The organism is Massilia sp. CCM 8734, from assembly GCF_011682155.1.
GTDB classification, from domain to species: domain Bacteria; phylum Pseudomonadota; class Gammaproteobacteria; order Burkholderiales; family Burkholderiaceae_D; genus Telluria_A; species Telluria_A rubra.
On the sequence record NZ_WHJI01000171.1, the window covers coordinates 1 to 643 of the forward strand.

Genomic DNA, 643 nt, shown 5'->3' on the forward strand with positions numbered 1-643 from the left:
CGATGACCCGCCTGTCGACCGGCTACCGCATCAATTCGTCGATGGACGACGCCGCCGGCCTGCAGATCGCCACCCGCCTGAAAGCCCAGACCAGCGGCATGGCCGTGGCCATGCGCAACACCCAGAACTCGACCTCGATGCTGCAAACGGCCGAAGGCGCGCTCGACGAAGTGAGCAACATGGTGGTGCGCATGAAGGACCTGGCCACCCAGGCATCCGATGCTTCCTCGACCACGGCCGACAAGGCCGCCATGCAGTCCGAGTACGACGCGCTCGGCAAGGAACTGAGCAACGTGATGACCAACACCAGCTTCGGCGGCGCCAAGCTGCTCGTCGGCGGCACCATCGCCGCATCGATGACCTTCCAGATCGGTTCGAGCACCAGCGAAAAAATGACGGTCAACCTGGCCTCCGACATGACCGCGCTGAACACCGCCATCGGCGCCACCAGCGGCACCTACACCGTGCCGGGCACCCCTGGCACCGAACTGACCGCCAGCGCCAATGCCACCATCGACCTGCTCTCGACCGCGCTGGCCTCGATCGGCACCGTGCGCTCGGCCCTGGGCGCCTCGGCCAACCGCCTGGAACACGTCTACAACAACCTGTCGAACATCAGCACCAACAGCAAGGCCGCCACCGG

The 643-nt window shown here is 65.8% G+C and carries 1 protein-coding gene; it reads left to right on the forward strand.

Annotated features, from left to right (window positions below; all coding sequences use genetic code 11):
* Positions 1–643 (forward strand): flagellin (locus tag F2P46_RS36100; protein WP_166899318.1); only part of this gene is annotated, 643 nt, incomplete at both ends.